Here is a 15877-nt window from a genome sequence, read left to right as displayed (position 1 = left end):
AGGAGTCTGCCTGAATCATGACCACCGCACCTTCCATCATCCTCACCCGTCTTGACGTGCAGCGTCTTGAGCAACTGATCGACCGCCTGGGCGATGAGTTTCCCGGCGTCGAAGCGTTGCAAGCCGAACTCGACCGCGCAGAAACAGTCGGCCACGATGAAGTGTCGGGAGACGTCGTGACTATGAACTCCCGTGTCCATTGCCGTGAAGAAAGCAGCGGCAAGGAGCGTCACCTGACCTTGGTGTATCCCAAGGATGCGAATGCCGATGAAGGCAAGATTTCGATTCTGGCTCCGGTCGGCAGCGCCTTGCTGGGTTTGCAGGTCGGTCAGCACATCGACTGGCCAGCTCCCGGTGGCAAGACCCTCAAGCTTGAATTGCTCAGCGTCGAAGGCCAGCCCAAAGATGGCGGCGCCTTCCCGCTCTAAACCTGGTTCAACGCTTTATTGAGCGACAGCTCCAGCTCGGCCTTGTAGCGCAGATACAAGTTGCTCGGGCTCTGCACATCACCGAGCAGGCCCGACAGGTCCAGGTCGGTGATGTAGCAGCGGTAGCGCTCGGTCTCCCGACGCTGCCCGACGATTTCCTGGGCGACCACTGCAAACAACTGGTCGCCAAACTCCAGTTCGCAAAACTCCCGCTGATTGCAGTACAGGGTGATACCTACCTGGCCGTGCGCCGCTTTGCCGATAATCGCCTGCACGTCATAAAACGGTTTATTGACCGGGTTTTGAGGGGCGGGCCGCGGCTCGATGCTGCGGGCGCGATGGCTGCCGGACGGCAACAGTTGGTAATACAAAGTTTGCACTTCACCCAGCGTCTGTGGCGTATCCAGCGGCGATAGCGCTTCACGGCGGTAGATGATCGATTGCAGAAAACGCTGCAACGGCGCCAACAGGCTTTGTTCGTCATGAAACGGCTGGCGCTGCTGCCACAGCGCATTGAACTCATCCAGCACATACAGCTCGGCGAAGCCTTCATTGACGCGGTAGAACACCTGCACACAATCGGCCAGGCCCATGGGTAACAGCAGCGCCAGGTCGTGGTCTTCCAGGGCCATGGCGTCCAGGTGCAGCGGGCTGTAGCTGGCCAGTTCTTCGCTGAGGTACGCGATCAGCGCGTCCTGGGTCGGCAGCGACACATGGGTGGCCTGGCCTGGGCTCAGCTCCATCACGTGATAGTGCTGCTGCACTTGCAGGAGGTAGCGGTGATTGGACTGACCCAGCAGCAGGCTCTGCGCCGTGTCGAAGATTTCTTCCACGCGCTGGGCAATGAACTGCGCACGGTTGTGACAGAAGCAGCGCACCCGCAGCCGTGGCAAATGGTCCGGCGGCAGTTGGTTGAGGTAGTCACGCAGGCAGTCGAGCAATGCGTGGGGGCCGTCGTAGCGGCTGACCATCACCTCGTTCCAGCTGTTGAGCGTCACTTGGTCCAGGGTCAGCACCAAATTGTCGCGCACGCCGGCGTAGCTCAAGGAGTCGGTACGCTCGGTGGTCATCACGATATTCAGGTCGCGGTGATGCTTGAGCGGGTCAACGCCGACGTTGATCAGCAACAACACGTCTTCCGGCACGGCCGGGCGCAACAGGCGATCTTCATCGACGCTGGTCAACGGCAGGGCGATGGTCTGTTGCAGGCTGCCCAACAGGTTGAACAGCTCGAATTCGGTCATGTCACTGACGCCCGGGTGCAGTGCCAGGCGCGTGCTGCTGTCGATCACGCCGTTGCGGTGGCACCAGGTGAGCATTTCCAGCAGGTCGCGGCTGCGTTTGATCGGCGCAAAGTGCTCCCATTCCAGTGCCGTCAGGTTGCCGTTGTACAGGCCCCAGTGGTGCTGGCCGGGCTCCTTGCGGTTGGGCGATTGCACCAGGGTCAGGGTGTCTTCGGCCAAGTCCGGGGCGATGCCGGGGTTGATGAACTCGACCTTGCCGGCCTTGCGCTCAAACGCCGCATACAAGCGCCGGCCCAGCACATTGAGGTCGCGCTTGTTAATCAGGCTGACAGTCTGCTCGGTGCGAGCGAACTGGGTGAGAAAGCGGTAGCTGTAATTGAGCTCATTGACCAGCGCGCGGCGTTCGGAGGCGACCTGGCGCACTTTCCACTGGCTGCGACTGTCCAGCAGGGCCAGTTGGCGCTGGTCCCAGCCCCATTCATGGGCCAGGCGTTCCAGTAACAAGCGCTGCCAACTGGTGCTGCGTTGGCCGGCGCTGAGCTTGAGGTTGACCTTCAGGTACAGCGCGCGCCGTACCAGTTCCAGGCGTTCGGGCTCGTTACGCGCCTTAAGGTGTTCCTCGATGCGGCGGTAGACCACGATGTACGGGTCCAACTCATCCAGATCCATCTGATTGGCGAACACCGCGCGTTTGAAGCGCAGGCTCAGGCAATGCACGTGCGGGTGTTCGCTGGCGTAAACCTCGGTCAGCAGCAGCTTGAGCACCGACTTGTAGGGCGACTCGATGCCTTTGAACAGTTGCCACAGCCCGGCGCCAATGAATTCGCCGGGGGGGATGTGGGCCAGGTGACCAAGGTCGAGGGTTTCATCGGCGCGGATAAAGCGCTTGGAAATCAGTGCGTGGGTGAACTCGGCGTAGCGACTTTCTTCGTAGACCGGCACCAGCCACCAGATCGGCGTGCGCCCGGCGAGCCAGATTGCGGTGCGGTAGAACTCGTCCAGCAGCAGGTAATGCTGCGTGGTGCCGCAGTCGTCGGAGCTCAATTGTGTGTCGCGTTCACCCAGCACAAAGCGTGTCGGCTCGATCAGAAAAAAATGCGCCTCGGCGCCCATGGTCAGGGCCCAGGCTTCCAGCAACTGACACTTTTTGCGCAGCTCAGCCAGCTCGTTTTCGCCCAGGTCGGGCGCGTGGCATACCCACACGTCCATATCGCTTTGGTCTGCCTGAGCCAGGGTGCCGAGGCTGCCCATCAAAAACAGCCCGTGGATCGGCTGCGGCGGGTTGCCATGGCGTGCCTTGTAGGAGAACGAGCGGGTCAGGCGTTGGGCTTCAGTGAGGGCTTGGGCGTCAGGTTCGAAGTTCGACAGCCCGGCCGGCGTGCTGCCCGACACATAACCGGGCAGCAGCGGATGATTGACGTGAAAAAACAGCGGCAGCAGGGTCAGCACGCTTTGTTGGCGTGGTGTCAGCCCCTCGACGGCCCGGGCCATGCGGCCTTCATTGAGGGCCATGAAGCGTGCGCGCAATTGAGCCAGCACCTTGCGGTCGATGCCTTCGTCCAGGTCGGGGCGGATCTCATGGGTGCGGGTCATGTAGAACTCGGTGGCTCGCAGGGCCCGACATGGGCGGCCGTGTAGGAGTTTACAGCCAGTAGCGTAGGAGTTTTAGAGGGAAATTGTTTTTGGCGTCAGAATTTTGAGCGGCTGAACAGCAGCGCCCTCGGAATCCGCAAAGGGCGGACTCCATGGGCGTCAAGAGGTGTCAGGCGGCTTCTTTGGTCGAGGCAGTGGTCAGAATGGTCAACAGGGTTTGGGCCTGTTCGGCAGCATCCCGGCCAAGGCTGGTCAGGTAGCCCCCGTCCGGCTGGTCGATCAGTTTTTTCTCGAACAGGCGTTTGGCGGCGGCGATGGCAGAGGGGGCGGCGGTCTGGTGGACTTTCAGACCTTCCTGGGAGCTGCCCAGGTTGAAGAGTGCAAGGATTTCCAGTTCGGCAACCAACTCAGGGGTATACGACATAAGGACTCCAGACTTTCTAAGAATTTATTAGAGGCTAGCAGGGCATAAGGTGAACGCACTTTGCCGGGCTGTCCAGTGAGAAAGTCGTGGGTCTTGATATGGCGCACCTTTGTGATGAGCACGCCTGCTGCTTCGCCACGAAGGTGCTCGATTCAGTCGTTTTCCGGTGGCAATTCCGGCAGTGCCCGCAGCGCTGTTTCGTACCATTCGGTATTGAATGCGCGGTCTTCGTCCAGCATCTTGTCGATTTCCACGGCCAATACGTGAGCCATGAGGTTCAGAATCTCTTCGCGTTCGTAACCCACCAGCGTCAGCTTGTTCAACGTGGCTTTGGCGGCAGGCGGATTGTCGCTTTCGATCTGGTTTTCGATGGCTTGGATCAGCGTGTTTTCGGTGAACTCTTCTTCGTCGCTGTCGATATCGGTCGGCTCGCTCATGGCAGGCTCCTCAAGGAAAGGGCGCCAGTCTACCCCCATTCAGGCAGGTGATGCTGCTGGTCAGGTCGGTCGCGACGCTCTATAACTTCTGCAGCCAACCCCACACCCGGCCTGGAGGCATTCGCAATGCTCAAGCTTTACGGATTTTCGGTCAGCAACTACTACAACATGGTCAAACTGGCGCTGATGGAGAAGGGCCTGCCGTTTGAAGAAGTACCGTTTTACCCGAGCCAGACGCCTGAAGCCCTTGCTGTCAGCCCCCGTGGCAAAGTGCCGATTCTTGGCGTGAAGCAGGGGTTTATCAACGAAACGAGCGTGATCCTCGAATACATCGAGCAGACCCAGGAGGGCCGTTCGTTGCTGCCGGCCGACCCGTATCAACGCGCCCAGGTGCTGGCGTTCTGCAGGGAAATCGAGCTGTACATCGAGCTGCCCGCGCGCGCCTGTTTCGCCGAGGCGTTCTTCGGTATGCCGGTGCCGGATGCGATCAAGGAAAAATCCAAGGCCGAGTTGCTGTTGGGGATCGCGTCTTTAGGTCGACACGCCAAGTTCGCGCCTTACGTGGCGGGGGAGAGCTTCACGATTGCCGATCTGTATTTCATGTACAGCGTGAACCTCGCCTGTGGCGTGGGCGAGAAGCTGTTTGGCGTGGATCTGCTGGCTGAGTTGCCGGCGGCCAAAGCGCTGCTGGAGCGATTGCATGCCTTGCCCAACGCACAAAAGGTGGCGGCGGACAGGGAAGCGGCGATGCCAGCGTTTATGGCGATGATTGCGGCGAAGAAATAGTGCGGTGACGCCTTCGCGCGCAAGCCCGCCCCCACATGCGACTGCATTCCACAAGTGGAACCTGGTCAGTGGTGGCGGCGGGCTTGCTCGTGAAGCGTTTAGCGGCTGGCCAGCAGCGCCTGGCCGCGCGCTACGGCTGCCTTGACCTGCGCCGGTGCAGTGCCGCCTACGTGGTTACGGGCATTCACCGAGCCTTCCAGGGTCAGCACCGCGAACACGTCCTGCTCGATCTGGTCGCTGAACTGACGCAGTTCTTCCAGGCTCATCTCTGCCAGGTCCTTGCCGGTGTCCACACCGTATTTGACGGCATGGCCGACGATTTCGTGGCAATCACGGAACGGCAGGCCGCGGCGCACCAGGTAATCCGCCAGGTCGGTCGCAGTAGAGAACCCACGCAAGGCCGCCTCACGCATGATCGCGTGCTTGGGCTTGATTGCAGGGATCATGTCGGCAAACGCACGCAGCGAATCGCGCAAGGTGTCGGCAGCGTCGAACAGCGGTTCTTTGTCTTCCTGATTGTCCTTGTTGTAGGCCAGCGGCTGGCCCTTCATCAACGTCAGCAGGCCCATCAGCGCGCCGAACACACGGCCGCTCTTGCCACGCACCAGCTCGGGCACGTCGGGGTTTTTCTTTTGCGGCATGATCGAGCTGCCAGTGCAGAAGCGATCCGGCAGGTCGATGAATTGGAATTGCGCGCTGGTCCACAGCACCAGTTCTTCGGAGAAACGCGACAGGTGCATCATCGCGATGCTGGCGGCGGCGCAGAATTCGATAGCGAAGTCGCGGTCCGATACGCCATCCAGGGAGTTGCCGCCCACGGCGTCAAAACCCAGCAGTTGAGCGGTGTACTCGCGGTCGATCGGGTAAGTGGTGCCCGCCAGTGCCGCGCTGCCCAACGGCATGCGATTGGCGCGTTTACGGCAATCCACCAGGCGCTCGTAGTCACGGCTGAGCATTTCGAACCAGGCCAGCAGGTGGTGGCCGAAGGTCACTGGCTGTGCGGTTTGCAGGTGGGTGAAGCCGGGCATGATGGTGTCCGATTGACGCTCGGCCTGCTCCAGCAGACCCTTTTGCAGGCGCGTGATTTCGGCGAGGATCAGGTCGATTTCATCGCGCAGCCACAGGCGAATATCGGTGGCCACCTGGTCGTTACGGCTGCGACCGGTATGCAGTTTTTTGCCGGTCACACCAATACGATCGGTGAGGCGGGCCTCGATGTTCATGTGCACGTCTTCCAGGTCGACGCGCCAGTCGAACGTGCCGGCCTCGATCTCACCGCGAATGGTGGTCAGGCCATCGATGATGCTGTCGCGCTCGGCGTCGGTCAGCACGCCGACCTTGGCCAGCATCGTGGCGTGGGCGATCGAGCCCATGATGTCGTGGCGGTACAGGCGCTGGTCGAAGGTGACGGAGGCGGTGAAGCGGGCGACGAAGGCGTCGACGGGTTCACTGAAGCGGCCGCCCCAGGACTGGTTGGTCTTGTCGGTGCTCATGGATTCGCTCGTGATCTGCTTAAAAGAGGCGTGGAGGTGTGCCGCCGATAATAACAGGGTTGCCCGTGGAGGCGGTGCTGCGGGTGGTCGGCATTTTTATTTGTGCGAAGGATGGCTAAGTGCCTTGCCGCCGAACGCATCCGGGACGAGACTGAAGGCAGGCGTTAATTGAAAGGATATTTGACGATCGAACAATATCGTCTCAGCGAGCGTCTACAGTTGCACTGATAGAGCATGAATGCACCAAAGTTTGGTGATGTGGTCATATCCCAGGCTATCCATTAAAAAAGGGGGGTATTCGGATTGTGTATCAGCAAACCCTACGGCAATGCCCATAGGCAGCAGGTTTTGGGCGCAACTGAACAGGTCCGGGTGAATTTGGGTGCCGCTCTCGGGGCACTTTTTACCGCTCGCGCTAGTCTTAGCGTGGATCGCTGTGACGCAAGTCACCGCACCTGTCTACGCTATCCTTGTGCGAGACTCACGCAGGAATCCAGCGCAATATGAATGTCCTGATCGTTGATGACGAACCCCAAGCCCGCGAGCGACTGAGCCGTTTGGTCAATGAGCTCGAGGGTTATACAGTCCTTGAACCGAGCGCCACCAGTGGTGAGGAGGCGTTGACGCTGATCGACAGCCTCAAGCCTGACGTGGTGCTGCTCGATATCCGCATGCCGGGCCTTGATGGCCTGCAAGTCGCCGCCCGCCTGAGTGAGCGAGAATCGCCGCCTGCCGTGGTGTTGTGTGCTGCGCAGGAAGAGTTTTCTGCGGAAACGCTGGAAGCCAGTGGTGTCAGTTTTCTCGCCAAGCCGGCGACTGGCGAAGCGTTGCTCAAGGCCCTGAAAAAGGCCGAGCGCCCCAACCGCGTCCAATTGGCTGCGCTGACCCAGCCAGCTGCCCAGAGCGGCAATGGGCCGCGCAGCCACATCAGCGCGCGGACCCGCAAAGGCATTGAGCTGATACCGCTGGGCCAGGTGGTCTATTTTATTGCCGACCACAAGTACGTGACCCTGCGTCACGAGGCAGGCGAAGTATTGCTCGATGAGCCGCTCAAGGCGTTGGAGGATGAGTTTGGCGACCGCTTCGTGCGCATTCACCGCAACGCACTGGTGGCTCGCGAGCGAATTGAGCGTTTGCAGCGCACGCCGCTGGGCCATTTTCAGCTATTCCTGAAAGGGCTCAATGGCGATGCCTTGATCGTCAGCCGCCGTCATGTCGCTGGCGTACGCAAGATGATGCAGCAGCTGTAGCCCGAGGGCTGTGGCGAAGTCTGCAGACCTTATCCCGGTGCGATGTGGCCAGGGAGGCCCCGCACTTGCTGATTCAAATCAAAGCGTGTTTGCCTGAGCTGTTATTATCTGCCGTATCTATTCAGTACGGATTGATCCATGTCCTCTCGCGAAATCCGCATCGCCACCCGTAAAAGCGCCCTGGCCTTGTGGCAGGCCGAATACGTCAAAGCACGCCTTGAGCTGGCCCACCCGGGCCTCAAAGTGACCCTCGTGCCCATGGTCAGTCGCGGCGACAAGCTGCTGGACTCGCCACTGTCGAAGATCGGCGGCAAGGGCTTGTTCGTCAAAGAGCTGGAAACCGCGCTGCTGGAAAACGAAGCCGACATCGCCGTGCACTCGATGAAAGACGTGCCGATGGACTTTCCTGAAGGCCTCGGCCTGTATTGCATCTGCGAGCGTGAAGACCCGCGCGATGCCTTCGTTTCCAACACCTACGCGTCCCTGGATGAGTTGCCACTGGGCAGTGTCGTCGGCACCTCCAGCCTGCGTCGTCAGGCGCAGTTGCTGACTCGGCGCCCGGATCTGCAGATCCGTTTCCTGCGTGGCAACGTCAACACGCGTCTGGCCAAGCTGGATGCCGGTGACTATGACGCGATCATTCTCGCAGCGGCCGGTCTGATCCGGCTCGGTTTCGAAGACCGTATCACCTCCGCCATCAGCGTCGAAGACAGTTTGCCCGCAGGCGGGCAGGGCGCAGTGGGCATCGAATGCCGCACGGCCGACAGTGAAATTCACGCCTTGCTCAAACCTTTGGATCACCCTGACACCGAAGTGCGTGTCACCGCCGAGCGCGCGCTGAACAAGCACCTCAACGGTGGCTGCCAGGTGCCAATTGCCTGCTACGCCGTGCTTGAAGGTGAAAACCTTTGGCTGCGTGGCCTGGTAGGCGATCCTGAAGGCGGCACGCTGCTCACTGCCGACGTGCGTGGGCCACAGCGTGACGCGACCGCCTTGGGTATCCAGGTCGCTGAAGAGCTGCTGGGCAAGGGCGCCGGCGCCATTCTGGAAAAAGTCTACGGCGAGGCCGGTCCGCAGTGACTGGCTGGCGTTTGCTGCTGACGCGGCCTGCCGAAGAGTCGGCTGCCCTGGCGGCATCGCTGTCTGACGCCGGCATTTTCAGCAGCAGCCTGCCTTTGCTCGACATCGAAGCCCTGCCGGTAACGCCTGAGCAACAGTCTGTGCTGCGTGACCTGGGCCGTTATTGCGCGGTGATTGTGGTCAGCAAACCGGCTGCACGCCTTGCTGTGCAGCAGTTGAATCAGCCTTGGCCGCAGTTGCCCTGGTTCAGCGTCGGGGCTGCCACTGCGCAGGTACTGGCCGATCACGGGCTCAACGTTCACTATCCGCAAACCGGCGACGACAGCGAAGCCTTGCTTGAATTGCCCGCCTTGCGCGAGGCTATCGCACGGCCCGATGCCCGGGTACTGATCCTGCGTGGCGAGGGTGGGCGCGAGTTGCTGGCTGAGCGTTTGCGTGAGCAAGGTGCTAGTGTCGATTATCTGGAGTTGTATCGCCGCTTGCTCCCGGCTTACGAGGCCGGGGTGTTGACGCAGCGCATCCAGTTGGAACGCTTGAACGGCCTGGTGGTCAGCAGTGGGCAGGGTTTTTTGCACCTGCAAGCCCTGGCCGGCCTCGATTGGCCGAAAGTGGCGCAGCTGCCGTTGTTCGTGCCCAGCCCGCGCGTTTATGAAATGGCGCGGGCCGCTGGCGCAGAAAAAGTTGTGGATTGTCGCGGCGCGAGTGCCGCGGCTTTGTTAGTGGCGTTGCGCAGCGCTGCCTCGTGAGGCATGCGGCGCCCACTCTCTGATACGCAAAGGACGGATACGTGAGCGAAACAGCCTTGCCTAAAGATGAAGCCCAGCCAGCACTTGATGCGCCGGTTGCACCGGCCACCGCGCCACGCCGCGGCAATGGCCTGGCTATTGTGGCCCTGTTGCTCGGTGCCGCAGGTGTTGCCGCCGGCGGTTGGGGGATATGGCAGGTCCGTGCCCTGCAAGCCAGTAGCCAGCAACAGCTGGGCCAGGTGCAGACCCTTGATGACCAATCCCAATCACTCAAGCAGAGTCAGCAGCAGCTGGCTGCGCGCCTGGCACAATTGCCAGCAGCCGATGAGCTGGAAGAGCGCCGCCGCCTGGTCTCGCAGTTGCAGGGTGATCAGCAGCGCTTGAGCCAACGTCTGGAAACCGTGCTGGGTGCCAGCCGCCAGGACTGGCGCCTGGCCGAAGCCGAGCACCTGATCCGTCTGGCCAGCTTGCGCTTGTCTGCCCTGCAGGACATCAACAGTGCCCAGTCGCTGGTCCAGGGCGCTGACGAAATTCTTCGCGAACAGAGCGATCCAGGTGCCTACGCTGCCCGTGAGCAATTGGCCAAAAGCCTGACCGCGCTGCGCAGCACTGAACAGCCAGACCGCACCGGGCTTTACCTGCAACTGGCGGCCCTGCGTGACCAGGTCGTGCAACTGGCGGCTATTGCCCCTGAATATCAACTCACCGAGCCCACTTCCGAGGGGCGCCCGACGACCGACACGGAAGGTCGCCTGCGCCAGTGGTGGGAGCAGATATCGCGTTACTTCCGCATCGACTTCAACCCGGATGACAACATTCGTCCGTTGCTGGCCGGTCAAGGTTTGAACCAGGTGCGCCTGGCACTGAGCCTGGCCCTGGAGCAGGCACAATGGGCCGCGCTCAACGGTGAGACGGCGGTGTACAGCCGCTCCCTGGGTGAAGCACGCAGCGTGCTGCAGGACAACTTCAACCAGGACAACCCGCAGAGCAAAGCGATGCTGGCACGTATTGCCGAACTCGAGCCCAAGGCCGTCTCCGTGGTGACCCCGGACCTGGCCGCCAGCCTGGCTGCCGTGCAGGCTTATCTTGAACGCCGCCATCTGTCTGCCGGTGAAGCCAAGGCGGCGGCGGGCACGCCGGCCAAGCAGGAGTAGAGCCGATGAAGCGTTTCTATGTGATCCTGGTACTGGCGATTGCAATTGCCTTGGCACTGGGTGTGGGTATTTCGAAACACACCGGCTACGTGCTGATTACCTATCCTCATCTGCTGCACTACGAGTCGAGCCTGTGGGCCACGCTGGTGGCAGTGTTTGTCGTCGGCCTGGCGATCTACCTGGTTCGCGTGCTGCTGAGCCTGATCACTACCTCCGGCGGTGTGGTCAACCCGTGGTCGCGACGCAACCGCAGCCGCCGCATACAGATTGCGATTGAGCAGGGCCAGTTGGACCTCGCCGAGGGCCGCTGGGCCAGCGCCGAACGCCACCTGCACCGTGCCGCCGAGGCCGAGCGCCAACCTTTGCTGTATTACCTTGGGGCTGCCCGTGCCGCCAATGAGCAGGGCCGTTATGAAGAGTCCGACGGCCTGCTGGAGCGCGCCATGGAGCGCCAGCCACAGGCAGAACTTGCCGTCGCCTTGAGCCACGCGCAGTTGCAGATGGATCGCGGCGATACTGAGGGGGCGCTGGTTACCTTGCAGGCGATGTACGAGCGCCATCCCCATAACGCACAGGTCTTGCGCCAGTTGCAGCGCTTGCATCAGCAGCGAGGCGATTGGGCATCGGTGATTCGCTTGTTGCCGGAACTGCGCAAAGACAAAGTGCTTCCTGCCTCCGAATTGGCAGAGCTTGAGCGACGCGCATGGGGCGAGAACCTTGGCCTTGCGGTGCAGCGTGAAGAGCAAGGCGAAGCGGGCTTGCAATCATTGGAGCGCGCGTGGGAGCAACTGACTTCAGCCCAGCGCCAGGAGCCGCAACTGGTCTTGGCTTATGCTGAGCAACTGCGTCGACTGGGTGCTGATGCCAAGGCTGAGGAAGTGCTGCGCGGCGCCATCAAGCGCGGTTATGACAGCCATCTGATCCGGCTTTATGGGTTGCTGCGCGGCAGCGATCCAGGCCGACAGTTGAAGTTTGCTGAAGGTTGGCTCAAGGATCATCCCGGTGACGCCAGCCTGCTGCTGACCCTGGGCCGCCTGTGTCTGCAAAACAGCTTGTGGGGCAAGGCGCGGGACTATTTGGAAAGCAGTCTGCAGGTACAGCGAAACCCCGAAGCCTGTGCTGAGCTGGCACGTTTACTGGCCCAGTTGGGTGACACCGAGCGCAGTAACCAATTGTTCCAGGAAGGCCTGGGCCTGTTGGACAGCCGTTTGCTGGCCTCACCGTTGCCAGTGCCTGCGCGGATTTGAAGTAGGAAAGAGTGAGAGGGTTGGCTCAGAAGTTTCTTAGGGCCAACCCTTTTTTATCGTGTAAAGGCTGGGTCTAAAGCGCGATGTAGCAAATTCCTACCGCTAACAGCTTGAAGTCATCCAGGTTCTGACGGTATATCCCCAGGCTCTCGCGGAATTGTCTGCTCTAGCACGTATTGAAAGGGGTCAGGCCTTTACTCTACCGTAACGACCTATCTTTTGCGGTACGGATAACAATGTCTTTGGCCCCTTCACGCTCCTTGTTTCTCCTGGCGTTCATGGCTGGTGCGATGACGTTGGGTGCGTCGTTCTATCTTGAGTTCGGCGCGCTTTTGCGCCCTTGCTTCCTTTGCCAGGTGCAACGCATCTTTTTGGCCGCCTTTACGCTGATCAATCTGGTTGCCGTGATTCACGGCCCAAGACGCTTTGCGGCTTATCTTTACGGGTTGGCCAGCATGGGGTGCGCGTTACTGGGCGCTATCACCGCCGTGCGCCAAGTACTGCTACAAAATGCCGCACTGGAGCAGGCCAGCGATTGCTGGCCCAGTCTGCAATACATGATTGAGAACCTGTCGCTTTGGCAATCACTGCAATTGACGATCAGAGGCACCGTCGATTGTGTGGAACTCAACTGGACGCTGTTCGACCTGAGCCTGCCCGAGTGGAGTTTGCTGTTCTTCGTGGCGATGCTGGTCCTGGGCATCATGCAGTTTTCGCGGCTGCTACTGAGCCGTCGTGTGGACCTTGTGAGGTACTGAAGGGCAGTCGCAGTTTGTACGACGGGATTAAACACTTGTATGAACTTTCTCTCCTGCGTACCTTGAAGCCATAGTCATGCGGGCATAATCTGGCCCGCATGCATTACTGAAACCGTTTGTCAGATGCGGCCTTGTCCGGCTGCCGCTTTTATCCTTGAAGTGTTGCGCGGGCACAGAGCGGCAGCGCCCCCTATAGGGAAGAGAGATCACCATGCTGGAAAGTTGTCAGAATGCTCAGGAACGCTGGGGTGGGGTGCACAAGCTGATCGACAGCTGGTTGAAAGCACGTCACGAACTGGTTCGGGCCTTTGATGCTCTTGGCGCCAAGCCCGAAGCATTGGCTCAGAATTGCGAGTCGCTGCAAGATTTCTGCGGTGTATTGGTGGACTATGTTTCTACCGGTCATTTCGAGATCTACGAGCAACTGACCAGCGAGGCGAAAGCGTTTAACGATAAGCGTGGTCTGGAGCTGGCCGAGACTATTTACCCGCGCATCGACGTCATCACTGAAAAGCTGCTGGCCTTTAACGACCTGTGTGACGCCGGCAAGTGTGTTGCTGAAAAATTTAAAGAGTTGGGTGGTCTGCTCCACGAGCGTTTCGAGCTGGAAGACTGCTTGATCGAAGTGTTGCACAACGCCCATAAGGAAGAGCCTGTCGCGCAGGTTTGATCCTGGGTGATACGTAAAAAACGGTGCGCATGGCGCACCGTTTTTTATTGGGTCAGTGGCGAGTACCGAGCAACTCGATCTCAAATACCAGCGGTGTATACGGCGGTATCAACTCGCCGGCACCGTCGGCGCCATAGGCCTGGGCCGATGGAATCACCAGGCGCCATTTTGCACCTGTCGGCATCTGTTGAAGTGCTTTGCTCCAGCCGCTGATCACACTGTCCAGACGAAACCATTGGGGCTGTGTGCTCTGATCGAAGATTGTCCCGTCGGGCAACTTCCCGGTGTATTTCACCTGCACCTCATCACTGGCCAACGGCTTGCTGCCAGTACCAGGCTTCAGCTCGGTGAGCAGAATGCCATCCGACAATTCACGCACGCCGCTTGCCGTTTTTTCCTGGGTTAAAAACTGCTGTTCGGCAGCGAGCGCTTTTTCGCTTTTTGGCGCCTCAGCGTCGGCCGCACTCTGTGCTTCGTGTTGGGCGAGGATCTGTTCGATACGAGCATTGTCCAGCGCCAGTGGTTTGCCTTGGTAGGCTTGCTTGAGGCCGTCAACCAGCGCCTGGATCTGCAGGTCGGGGACTTCCTGGCGCAAGCGCTCGCCGAGGCTTGCGCCCAAGCTGTACGCGAGATCGTGCGGGTCTTGAGCAGTGCTGCTGGACGGCGATTGCTCACCTGCATTGGCCACGCCAATCGCCAAGCCAAGCACTAAAAAAAGGTAACGCGACATGGGGTAGTCTCCCGCCGAAAGTGCGACGGATTATGCCAGCCTGAATGCGTAAAAAGTGCCGTGGTTTTTTGTTATATCGATAAGAATTTTCTCACCGTGCAACGCAAGGCCAACGATACTGTCAACATGCCCTAGCGGCGGTAAGAGCAGAGGGCTAGTATGAGCCGCACCCACGTCAGCCAGGAGGTAAACCATGTCGGCCAAACAGAAGCCTGTAAATACCCCGTTGCACTTACTCCAACAACTTTCGGGCAGCCTGCTCGAACATCTGGAAAGCGCATGTTCCCAAGCCTTGGCTGATGCAGAAAAACTGCTCGCCAAACTGGAAAAACAACGCGGTAAAGCACAAGAGAAGCTGCACAAGTCCCGCACCAAACTGCAAGACGCCGCGACTGCCGGCAAGGCCAAGGCACAAGCCAAAGCCAAAGACGCTGTTAAAGAACTTGAGGACCTGCTGGATGCCCTCAAGGATCGCCAAGCTGAAACCCGCACTTACATTTCCCAACTCAAGCGCGATGCCCAGGAAAGCCTGAAGCTGGCCCAGGGCGTAGGTCGTGTGAAAGAAGCCGTGGCCAAAGTGCTGGGCGCTCGCACACCAGCAAAAGCTGTTGCGTCGAAAGCTTCGGCTAAGACTGCTGCCAAGCCAGCGGCTAAAACCGCTGCTGCAAAACCAGCCGCCAAGCCAGTTGCTAAAACCGCTGCTGCGAAACCAGCTGCCAAGCCAGCGGCTAAAACCGCTGCTGCGAAACCAGCCGCCAAGCCAGCGGCTAAAACCGCTGCTGCGAAACCGGCCGCCAAGCCAGCGGCTAAAACCGCTGCTGCGAAACCAGCCGCCAAGCCAGTTGCTAAAACGGCTGCTGCAAAACCGGCCGCCAAGCCAGCGGCTAAAACCGCTGCTGCGAAACCGGCCGCCAAGCCAGCTGCTAAAACGGCTGCTGCAAAACCGGCCGCCAAGCCAGTTGCTAAAACTGCCGCTGCAAAACCAGCCGCCAAGCCAGCGGCTAAAACCGCTGCTGCAAAACCGGCCGCCAAGCCAGCAGCTAAAACCGCTGCTGCGAAACCAGCCGCTAAGCCAGCTGCTAAAGCGGCTGCTGCAAAACCGGCCGCCAAGCCGGTTGCTAAAACTGCCGCTGCAAAACCAGCCGCTAAGCCAGCTGCCAAGCCTGCTGCTGCGAAACCAGCCGCTAAGCCAGCCGCAAAACCTGCTGCTGCCAAACCTGCACCGGCCAAGCCAACTGCCCCGGCAGCTTCGCCTGCTACGCCGACGGCGTCCGCCGCGCCAACGGCATCGGCCAGCAGCACGTCTGCACCCGTAGCGCCAAGCACTACCCCAACCAGCGCTTCCTAAGTGCCGGAGGCCACGACGCGCAACTGCTGCAGCGCGTCGTGGTCAAGGTTGGCGGCTCCGGCCGCCAAGCTTTCAAGCCATCCCCGTTGATCCCCTTCTTCAGTCGGCCACGCCTGCGTTAACACTTCCAGGCGCGCCAACAGCTCCCGTTCGGCTTCCAGTTCCAGGGTTTTGACCCGCTCGCGTAATGCCGCCAAAGGCAAATCCAGTTGAGCCATGGCTCGCCATTGCAGGCGCACCTGTCGCAACGGTTCGACCACGTTTTTTTGCCAGGGCAGGGCAACCTGCTGCAGCGCATGAATGCGCTCGGGCGCAAGCGCCACACCTCGCCGCTCCAGCCAGGCAGCGCAGAGCAACAGGCACACATCCGCGCCTTGCTCCTGCAAGCGCAGGCAGGCGGCTTCGACGCCCGGTCGGGCGTAAGTCGAGAGGGCAAAGCTCCACAGGTCAGCGCACATATTCACACCCAAGCCAGCGGGCAACGAAGCT

Annotated in this window: 16 protein-coding genes; 10 read left to right on the top strand and 6 right to left on the bottom strand. The window is 60.2% G+C overall.

What is annotated here, in order from left to right; genetic code table 11:
- The first annotated feature begins 17 nt into the window (after window positions 1-17).
- Window positions 18-428 (top strand): nucleoside diphosphate kinase regulator, encoded by a 411-nt coding sequence (gene rnk / locus A7D21_RS04480; protein ID WP_053258626.1) that lies wholly within the window; start codon window positions 18-20, stop codon window positions 426-428.
- On the opposite strand, the gene A7D21_RS04475 is transcribed toward rnk, so the two are convergent.
- From A7D21_RS04475 to A7D21_RS04465, 3 genes are all read right to left on the bottom strand, one after another.
- Window positions 425-3265, bottom strand: a complete 2841-nt coding sequence (locus tag A7D21_RS04475) for a class I adenylate cyclase (RefSeq protein ID WP_053258625.1) — start codon at window positions 3263-3265, stop codon at window positions 425-427. The two genes, rnk and A7D21_RS04475, sit on opposite strands and share 4 nt — an antisense overlap.
- A gap of 169 nt (window positions 3266-3434) precedes the next feature.
- Window positions 3435-3689, bottom strand: coding sequence for a TIGR02647 family protein (locus tag A7D21_RS04470; RefSeq protein ID WP_053258624.1), 255 nt, complete (start codon window positions 3687-3689; stop codon window positions 3435-3437).
- Between the two features lie 152 nt (window positions 3690-3841).
- Window positions 3842-4126 carry a hypothetical protein gene (locus A7D21_RS04465; protein WP_053258623.1) on the bottom strand — a complete coding sequence of 95 codons (285 nt, stop codon included), beginning with the start codon at window positions 4124-4126 and terminating at the stop codon, window positions 3842-3844.
- A gap of 126 nt (window positions 4127-4252) precedes the next feature.
- Between A7D21_RS04465 and A7D21_RS04460 the strand changes: the two genes are divergently transcribed.
- Window positions 4253-4912, top strand: coding sequence for a glutathione S-transferase family protein (locus A7D21_RS04460; protein WP_053258622.1), 660 nt, complete (start codon window positions 4253-4255; stop codon window positions 4910-4912).
- A 98-nt stretch (window positions 4913-5010) separates the two neighbouring features.
- On the opposite strand, the gene argH is transcribed toward A7D21_RS04460, so the two are convergent.
- Window positions 5011-6405: an argininosuccinate lyase gene (gene argH / locus A7D21_RS04455; RefSeq protein ID WP_053258621.1), complete on the bottom strand. Its 1395-nt coding sequence runs from the start codon at window positions 6403-6405 to the stop codon at window positions 5011-5013.
- Between the two features lie 503 nt (window positions 6406-6908).
- Between argH and A7D21_RS04450 the strand changes: the two genes are divergently transcribed.
- The 7 genes from A7D21_RS04450 (at window position 6909) to A7D21_RS04420 (ending at window position 13310) form a co-directional block, all read left to right on the top strand.
- Window positions 6909-7655: a LytTR family DNA-binding domain-containing protein gene (locus A7D21_RS04450; protein WP_053258620.1), complete on the top strand. Its 747-nt coding sequence runs from the start codon at window positions 6909-6911 to the stop codon at window positions 7653-7655.
- A 138-nt stretch (window positions 7656-7793) separates the two neighbouring features.
- Window positions 7794-8735, top strand: a complete 942-nt coding sequence (gene hemC / locus A7D21_RS04445) for a hydroxymethylbilane synthase (protein ID WP_053258619.1) — start codon at window positions 7794-7796, stop codon at window positions 8733-8735.
- Window positions 8732-9481, top strand: coding sequence for a uroporphyrinogen-III synthase (locus tag A7D21_RS04440; RefSeq protein WP_053258618.1), 750 nt, complete (start codon window positions 8732-8734; stop codon window positions 9479-9481). Before hemC ends, A7D21_RS04440 begins: the two co-directional genes overlap by 4 nt.
- A 41-nt stretch (window positions 9482-9522) precedes the next feature.
- Window positions 9523-10635, top strand: coding sequence for a uroporphyrinogen-III C-methyltransferase (locus A7D21_RS04435; protein ID WP_069551141.1), 1113 nt, complete (start codon window positions 9523-9525; stop codon window positions 10633-10635).
- Between the two features lie 5 nt (window positions 10636-10640).
- Window positions 10641-11882, top strand: coding sequence for a heme biosynthesis protein HemY (locus A7D21_RS04430; protein WP_053258616.1), 1242 nt, complete (start codon window positions 10641-10643; stop codon window positions 11880-11882).
- Window positions 11883-12118: 236 nt separating this feature from the next.
- A complete protein-coding gene (locus A7D21_RS04425; protein WP_053258615.1) occupies window positions 12119-12640 on the top strand; it encodes a disulfide bond formation protein B in 522 nt (173 codons plus the stop codon).
- 211 nt (window positions 12641-12851) lie between these two features.
- On the top strand, window positions 12852-13310 hold the full coding sequence (locus A7D21_RS04420) for an Rsd/AlgQ family anti-sigma factor (protein WP_053258614.1): 459 nt from the start codon (window positions 12852-12854) through the stop codon (window positions 13308-13310).
- A gap of 52 nt (window positions 13311-13362) precedes the next feature.
- Here A7D21_RS04420 and A7D21_RS04415 read toward each other — a convergent pair whose 3' ends face one another.
- Window positions 13363-14040 carry an FKBP-type peptidyl-prolyl cis-trans isomerase gene (locus tag A7D21_RS04415; protein WP_053258613.1) on the bottom strand — a complete coding sequence of 226 codons (678 nt, stop codon included), beginning with the start codon at window positions 14038-14040 and terminating at the stop codon, window positions 13363-13365.
- 193 nt (window positions 14041-14233) lie between these two features.
- Here A7D21_RS04415 and A7D21_RS04410 point away from each other — a divergent pair, with 193 nt between their 5' ends.
- On the top strand, window positions 14234-15388 hold the full coding sequence (locus A7D21_RS04410; protein ID WP_069551140.1) for an AlgP family protein: 1155 nt from the start codon (window positions 14234-14236) through the stop codon (window positions 15386-15388).
- Here A7D21_RS04410 and A7D21_RS04405 read toward each other — a convergent pair.
- On the bottom strand, window positions 15385-15846 hold the full coding sequence (locus A7D21_RS04405; protein ID WP_069551139.1) for a TIGR02444 family protein: 462 nt from the start codon (window positions 15844-15846) through the stop codon (window positions 15385-15387). The two genes, A7D21_RS04410 and A7D21_RS04405, sit on opposite strands and share 4 nt — an antisense overlap.
- Window positions 15847-15877 lie beyond the last annotated feature (31 nt).

This window comes from Pseudomonas sp. AP19 (assembly GCF_001728855.1).
GTDB lineage: Bacteria > Pseudomonadota > Gammaproteobacteria > Pseudomonadales > Pseudomonadaceae > Aquipseudomonas > Aquipseudomonas fluorescens.
The sequence above is the reverse complement of the archived record's forward strand: the minus strand, read 5'-3'. Positions and strand labels throughout refer to the sequence as shown.